7 protein-coding genes are annotated in these 7,400 nt (G+C 35.0%); 3 read left to right on the forward strand and 4 right to left on the reverse strand.

The window, feature by feature from the left end; all coding sequences use genetic code 11:
* Positions 1-89: 89 nt before the first annotated feature.
* Positions 90-515, reverse strand: coding sequence for a thiol-disulfide oxidoreductase DCC family protein (locus tag AB4Y90_RS13190; protein WP_441558028.1), 426 nt, complete (start codon positions 513-515; stop codon positions 90-92).
* 289 nt (positions 516-804) lie between these two features.
* On the opposite strand from AB4Y90_RS13190, the gene AB4Y90_RS13195 reads away from it, so the two are divergent.
* The 3 genes from AB4Y90_RS13195 (at position 805) to AB4Y90_RS13205 (ending at position 2,837) form a co-directional block, all read left to right on the forward strand.
* Positions 805-1,005, forward strand: coding sequence for a hypothetical protein (locus AB4Y90_RS13195; RefSeq protein ID WP_441558029.1), 201 nt, complete (start codon positions 805-807; stop codon positions 1,003-1,005).
* Between the two features lie 292 nt (positions 1,006-1,297).
* A complete protein-coding gene (locus tag AB4Y90_RS13200; protein ID WP_441558030.1) occupies positions 1,298-2,146 on the forward strand; it encodes a cyanophycinase in 849 nt (282 codons plus the stop codon).
* A 67-nt stretch (positions 2,147-2,213) separates the two neighbouring features.
* Entirely contained in the window at positions 2,214-2,837 is a 624-nt protein-coding gene (locus tag AB4Y90_RS13205) for a DNA-3-methyladenine glycosylase (protein ID WP_441558031.1), read from the forward strand.
* A 327-nt stretch (positions 2,838-3,164) separates the two neighbouring features.
* Here the strand turns inward: AB4Y90_RS13205 and AB4Y90_RS13210 are convergent, their stop codons facing one another.
* The 3 genes from AB4Y90_RS13210 to AB4Y90_RS13220 form a co-directional block, all read right to left on the reverse strand.
* Positions 3,165-4,130, reverse strand: coding sequence for a gluconolaconase (locus AB4Y90_RS13210; RefSeq protein ID WP_441558032.1), 966 nt, complete (start codon positions 4,128-4,130; stop codon positions 3,165-3,167).
* 1 nt (position 4,131) lies between these two features.
* On the reverse strand, positions 4,132-5,313 hold the full coding sequence (locus AB4Y90_RS13215; RefSeq protein WP_441558033.1) for a PQQ-dependent sugar dehydrogenase: 1,182 nt from the start codon (positions 5,311-5,313) through the stop codon (positions 4,132-4,134).
* A 391-nt stretch (positions 5,314-5,704) separates the two neighbouring features.
* The coding region (locus AB4Y90_RS13220) for a hypothetical protein (protein WP_441558034.1) at positions 5,705-7,400 on the reverse strand (1,696 nt) is incomplete at its 5' end.

The raw sequence follows: 7,400 nt of genomic DNA on the forward strand, positions 1-7,400 counted from the left end.
TAATTCGAGTCCATGCTTTTGTTATGTTAATATAGCTAATGCTACAAATGTATAATCTTATTTAACAGTCGTAAAATCATAATAATCAATTATAAATCTATGAATTTCTTTTTTTGATGCGCATCGGGAAGAAAACATTTTTGCGCAGACAATTTCATGCGGTTTTCTGATACTTTATCATAAAGATAATCACTTACAAAACGGGGGACTATATTACCAAATGATAAAAGAGAATAGACCCCTCCTAAAAGTGAAGCAATTTTCAGAACTGCACGCGATTTTATTAAATATTCCTGGTTGGGTTTTAGGAGATACAAAGTATTAAACTGTGTAGTGTTTAATCCGTTTTTTGTTAAAAAATTCTGCCCTGCTTTAGACTGCAATGATGCAAATAAAAATTGATCTTTTTTATCTCTTTCAAGTATCCATTGTACCCAGAAATTACAAACCCCGCATTCTCCGTCAAAAAAAACAAGGTATTTTTTATCCCAATTTTGTTGCATATCAGTATTCATTTAATGATTTTGTTTAAAAATTTTAAAATATCGGCTCTTAATTTCTGTAATCTTCTAAAATTTTAACAGAAATAAATATCAAAGTATAAGCTCCGATTAGTATACTAAAATCTATCTGGTGTAAGATCAAAAGTAAATTTTTAATCATCTGTAGCTTATGACTGTAGTCACAAATTACAGAGGTCGTTTAAAAAACTGCAAAAATTATCATTTAAACTTACCATTATGATTAACGTCATAAATATTTTTCATGTTTCGTGCTTAAGTTTGAAATAACCAAATCAACATTATGAAAAATTTAGCACTATTATTTGTGGCGCTATTTGCTGTAGCCGCCTGTACAAAATCTGAAACTCAGTATACCGATCAGGAAAATAAAAGACAAACCGTCAACGATCAAAAATCTGACACCATTAAAACCCTGAATGAAATTTCAGACACCCTGCAAATGGGAAGTGACAGTACCGATGTAAAAACCGATAATGAGTAATRAAAAGATATCCAAAAGGATGCTCATTATAATCGGTAACAATACATAACATTTTACCGAAGAGAGAGGAATTGCAATCTTACGAAAATCAAAAGGTGCAACTGCAAAAAGCATTATACCTTTCAAAAGCGGTGTCTCCGTTTACGTAAAAGATTTGAAAGGTCATATTCTGGTGGATGGCTGTACAATAGATCTTCAGACGGGAAAACGCATTAAAAAACACCAGATCTTTGATTATAATTTAAATTTCACCAACAGAAATAATATTACCTAACGATAAATATTCATATATATGATGCCAAAAGGACGAATTATCATTATCGGCGGCAAAGAAGATAAAGACGGAAGCAATCCTGAAATGGGAAACAAAAACAATAATTTTTGCCCAAAAGAAATTCTTAAACTATTAGTAAAATCTAAAGATGACCGAATAGAAGTCATTACCACCGCAACTTCAGATCCTGAAGATATGAGGGAAACATATACAAAAACTTTTAACGAAATTGGCTATACCAATTTTGATTTTTTGGATATTTGTGACGATCAGGTTCATGCCGATTTTTATTTTAAAAGAATAAAAGAAGCAAAGACTATATTTTTTACCGGTGGAGATCAGGAAAGGATCTGTAAAACCCTAGAACAGTCGGTAATCACAGATTTGCTGAAACAAAAATRTAAAAACGAAGAAGAATTTACGATTGCAGGAACCAGCGCAGGCGCAATGTGCATGCCAAAAATCGTAATTGTTGAAGCAATAAACGGCGAAGCAATTCTTGAGCATGATATTGAGCTCGATACAGGGTTAGGTTTGCTTGAAAACTGTATTATCGATACCCATTTTGTTCATCGCGCAAGATTCGGAAGGCTTTCCCATGCCGTGATTCTCAACCGTGATTGTTGGGGAATTGGCCTTGGCGAAGATACCGCTTTGATTATTGAAGGCGGCTACAATGCCACTTGTCGCGGTTCCGGAATGGTGTGGCTTCTTGATGCTGAGAATATCGGACAAACCAATGTTGACACAGTCGAAAAAGGGTTTCCGGTATATGCTGAAAATCTAAAGATCCACATTCTTACCKATAACTGTAAAATAGACCTGAGCAAAAATATATTTCAGGGAACAGAAACTGGAAAAGAATAATAGAAAGGAGACTGAAACGCTTATTTAAATGAGATAAATTCATTGAAAACTTAATAATATTTTCTTGATGAAGCTGCAAGCAGAATATTATACAAATATTGACGTCAGTTTTCTGGCAAAAGATCTTCTGGGTAAGATTCTCTATACCCGGATAGATGGAAATATAACCGCGGGAATTATAGTTGAAACAGAAGCTTACTTCGGAATTGAAGATAAGGCATCGCATGCTTACAGAAACCGTCGTACTGCAAGAACTGAAATTATGTACAACAAAGGAGGTTTAGCCTATGTTTATCTCTGCTACGGAATACATCATCTTCTGAATATTGTTACTTCCGTGGAAGATGATCCAAAATGTGTGCTTATAAGAAGTATTGAAACGTTCTATGGCTTCCAGGAGATAGAAAACAGGCGAAAAATGGCTGTAAAAATTCCTGCGATATCTTCAGGACCGGGGTCTCTTACAAAAGCTTTGGGCATAAACCTTTCTTTTAACGGGCAAGATCTTACGCAAAACCGTATCTGGATCGAAGATCAGAGTATAAATTATAATCCATCTCAAATTTCGACATCTGCCCGAATAGGAATCGATTATGCGGAAGAACACGCATTGCTGCCGTTACGTTTTTTTGTAAACGATTCGAAGTATGTTATAAAAAAAGTGGCAAAATCAAAAACAATTATACTTTAATTTAAAGCCTGTTTAAAAATTGATAAATATGAATTTCATGATTGGTTTTTCGCAAAGGCGCAAAATTGTTTAACTACAGTACGCTTTAGGCGCAAAAATTTTATCTTCGATAAAATTGATCAGCAGTTATTATAAAGAAAATCTTTGATTTTCTCCTTGCGTCTTAAAAACAGAAAACTTTTATAAAATCTTGCGTCTTTGCGTTTTTCCAATAAATTTAAACAGGCTCTTAACCATTAAAGTTATCCCTTAAAATAAATCTATCGTATAAAATTAAAAAAAGCGATCAGTTATTAAAATATAGCTAATCGCCGTTCAACTAACAAATCATTTAGGTAAAGGTATCAATCGCGCATGCTGTATCGCAAATTTCTTTGAAGGAACCGATGTGCTGTCCGTAAGCTCCGAAAATTTGGCATTCATCACCCAAACTTTATCATCTGCTTTGGTTGCTGTAGATGGATACGTAAAACGATCGGCTGCCAATGTAGATGCAGACAATTTAGCAGAATGCCAATTGTCGTTTGAGGTCAGTTCATATATTTTATTACTTCCGCCATTTTGTACGACCACTAATTTTTGATTTCCCGTTAAAAGTAAACCATCTCCGTTCATAAAAAACTGCTCTGTCATTACTTTAGAAACTTTTTTAGGATCATCAGTATTTATTTTATAGAGGGTTCCGGTCCCGCTGCTTACCGAAAGCAGATAACCTGAAGGATGCCACACAATTCCGTTTAACCCGACACCTTCAGTTTTAAAAAGAGGACTGTCTGAAAACACCGTTGCTTTACCTTGCGGAGTTACTTTATAGATTACATTGGCGAAGCTATCGGTGATATATGCATTATTTTGATTATCAAATGTAAGATCGTTCGGAAAATGAAGTCCGGTAACAAGACCTGACAAATCAATGTCGTCAGTTTTTCTTCCTGTATTCATATCAATACCTACTAATCTCGCCATTTTTTTTCTCGTCTCCGGTGATGTGTATTTGCTGTAATTTGCATCACCAATGCACACAAAAATCCGTTTACCATCAGGATGTACCTTTACTCCATAGCTGGATTTGAATGTAGGATCATTCAAAAGTACAGTATAATTTCCATCGGGTGTAACTTTACCAATGCTGCCAAGTCTTGCCGAAGAAACAAAATAATTTTTAGAAATACTGTCGAAAGCGATTCCTTCGGGATAAGCTTCGGGAGCATTAAACTCAATTCTTGCTGTGGGCTGATCCGGAACTGCTGCTGCGCATCCCACAAAAAGCACAGCTATTATTATTTTTTTCATACTATTTAATTTGTTTAATGCTGTATAAAACACCGTTGGCGTCATCTGATATATAAACGGTTCCGTTTGCTGCAATGGCAACTCCGGCAGGTCTTCCAAACCTTGTTTTGCCTTTTAAAAAGCCGGTAAGAAAATCTTCTGCAGCAACAGGTTTACCATTGGAAAACTTAATACGCTGAACTTTAAATCCTACTGGTTTACTGCGGTTCCACGATCCGTGCCAGTTTATTAGGGCATCTCCGCTGAATGGTGTACCGGAAGGAAAAAATTGGTATCCGATCGGCGCCATGTGTGCCTGAAATTCCATCATCGAAGGTTCGGTATTTTCTACAAGCTTATCTTTACTGTCTCCGGCAGGATCTTCCCGGGTACGGTCTATTTCTTTTTTGGCATAGGCAAAAGGATAACCGTAGTTTTTTCCTTCTTTGATCAAATTTAATTCTTCGGGTGGCCAGTCATCGCCTTTGGCGTCTCCTCCATTATCAATTCCCCACAATTCTTTTGTTTGCGGATGCCAGTCGAAACCGATCATATTCCGAAGACCTGATGCAAAAATAGTTCGCTTCCAGGTTACCGGATTGACCTGTACCAATGAAGCCGCTTCACGGTCGCTTTCTTTACAATCATTGCACAATGTCCCTATTGAAATGTAAAGTTTTCCGTCAGGTCCGAAATCCATGGTACGGTTTGGGTGTTGACCAGCACTGGGCATATCGTTAAACAGCATTTTTTTATCCCATAATGTTCCGTCTGCATTTATTCTGTATTGGCGAAGCTCATTGTTGTTGCATAAATACAGAAGACCATCTTTCATCGTAATTCCGTGAACACCTTTAAATTCTGCAACCACGGTTTTAATATCATCAAAAACGCCATCGTTATTGGTATCTTTTAGAAGAAGAACATCTCCTGCATCGCGTCTGGTAATATATATATTTCCGTTTGGGGTGTAATAAAGCATCCGTGGTTTGCCGAGTCCTGATGCAGCCACAGAAACTGTCCATCCTTCCGGAACTTTTAAGAGATTTACCATTTCCGGAAGAAAATCGAGATGCTCCGGATAATTGGTCGTATGAGTAATTGTGACGACATCTTTCGGAGGAATTCCACGTTGTGCCGTCACCTGCGAAAAGGCTAAAACTGCAACGACAGGAATCGTTTTTAAAATAGTTTTACTGTTCATATTTTTTAGGTTTAAATAAATCAAGCTAAACCATGCAGTAAATTGATAACTATTTCATTTCATAACCCTATTTCATTTTAAAATATGGTTATAAAAGATTTTATTTTCTGCTTTGGTGTTTAGTAAATTTATCAAACAAATCAATATAAGTATTATGACTTGAATCACACCAACCTGAAAATCAAACAAATATTTATTCTCAAAATAATGAACAAAAAAAATACCTGCAATGAAACAGGTATTTGGTCAAACAATATTCTTTTAATTGTAAAAGTCGTTAGAAAGACTTCAAATAGGATGCCGATTTACTTTATTTATTAAATAATTTTAAAAATATTTAGAAGCTGAAAATGCTTACTGTGCCCTGTTATGTTCACAAGACTTTTTGTATTTATTTAAGTTTCAAACTTATTTTAGGTTGTTTGTATAGATATTCGTTGGCTAATTTTACTTTATCACTTGTCTGTTTAATAAATTTTTCAGCTTTTGGAGTATATTCTTTTCCAAAATGAGCATTTTCATTTTTAAGATAGAGTTCTATGTCAGAGAATTTCTGATCGGTAATGTACAAACGCAGTGTATTGTTGATGCCTGTTATATAATGGAAATCATTGCTTTTATTTAATTCTACTACGAGATGCGGCCAGTTTTTAATGGTTTGTGACTGAAGCAAAATTCCGTAATAAGGTTTATTATAATCAAAAATATTATGCAAAGATTTATTGTTTAAAATATATTCTTCAAAATCATTGATGCTAAGTTTTGGTCCTGCACTAAAAATTCCATACAAGAACGCTAAAATCCAGGAGTTATCGATTTTAAAATATTTAATGCTTTCCTCTGTACTCAAATCTGCGTGTGGAAGCAGGTAATAAACCGGAAAGTTTCTGAACCGGATTAATTCTGTAACATAGTTTAGTAACAAATCAGGAATATCAGGAACCAGGGTCGCCAAATTAGGGAGATGGCTAAACCGGTTTTGCTCTTTCAGCAAATTGTATAATTCTAATTCATTCTTCCATTTTTTCAGTTCCTGAAGGACTTTATTGTCATTCATAATCATTAATCTGCCTAATTGCCAAGCCGCAGCATAGGTCATATCAAGCATCTTCGTATCATCATTGAAAAGATTTAAATAATCCTGATGATCAGGAATGTCTGTCCATTCTTTTTCTTTCAGCAAATTTTCCAGGTTAAATGAATAATTCCAGTTGGTAAAAGGGCCTTGATACCATGAAACTATTTTACCGCCGGCTTTCAGCTGATGCTCTACCGGAACTTTAGCAATATCAATGAGTTTGCGAACACGCTCATTATTGACGTTAATTTCCGTTTTAAAAGGTTGAAGTTTTAATTCGTACAAATATCCTTTTAAGTTTTTGCCGTTGTATTTTAAATACTCAAGAATATAATTGTTTTCTTTCTTAAAATTAATTTCTTCCGTACGCTCAAAATCATCAAGAGATTTGGGTTCGGGCAATTTCATCCATCTTTCTGCACGCTCTTTCAGATAAACTTCATTGATCGAAATCAGCTTCGCAAGTTCAGCTTTTGTTTTTGTTTTTAATTCTTCTAAAGTTGAAATTTCAGAGTCGGCTAAATCTTTTTGAAAAGTATTGTATTCCGGATGGTTTTTCAGCTTATTGGTATCGATCTGGTACAAATCAGCGCTGATGCTTTCAAAAGACCATTCCGATAAGACAACACATGATTTTGTGCTTTGATACTCGTTTTTTTCGTTAGAATTATTTAATTGATACTTATCTTTCCCTTTAATTTTTACTTCTTCGGAATAATAACAGACAAAAGCTTTATACTTTGTATCTGGCTCTACTATGCGGTGAGAGATCAGAATACTTGTTTCTTTGGGAAGATTCAAATCCTTTAACTCTGCATGTTGCTGAACTCTGACATGGGCTAATTGAGATACAAAATCTATCGACGGGAAAATCTCGTTATCGTCTTTCAGGGCGTTAAGAATTTTCAGAGGTTTTGGTTCTGTTACATCTTCTAATGAATCTTTCAGCTCATTGGTATTGGTTTCTAATATTTCAAATTTTCCGGAAGCCAGTTCTTCTTCTTTAAGT

The organism is Chryseobacterium sp. 2TAF14 (assembly GCF_052115105.1).
In the GTDB taxonomy this organism is placed as follows: domain Bacteria; phylum Bacteroidota; class Bacteroidia; order Flavobacteriales; family Weeksellaceae; genus Chryseobacterium.

Coding starts and splice junctions, on each gene's coding strand:
- AB4Y90_RS13190 (WP_441558028.1), bottom strand. CDS start 515: ATGAATACTGATATGCAACAAAATTGGGATAAAAAATACCTTGTTTTT.
- AB4Y90_RS13195 (WP_441558029.1), top strand. CDS start 805: ATGAAAAATTTAGCACTATTATTTGTGGCGCTATTTGCTGTAGCCGCC.
- AB4Y90_RS13205 (WP_441558031.1), top strand. CDS start 2,214: ATGAAGCTGCAAGCAGAATATTATACAAATATTGACGTCAGTTTTCTG.
- AB4Y90_RS13210 (WP_441558032.1), bottom strand. CDS start 4,130: ATGAAAAAAATAATAATAGCTGTGCTTTTTGTGGGATGCGCAGCAGCA.
- AB4Y90_RS13215 (WP_441558033.1), bottom strand. CDS start 5,313: ATGAACAGTAAAACTATTTTAAAAACGATTCCTGTCGTTGCAGTTTTA.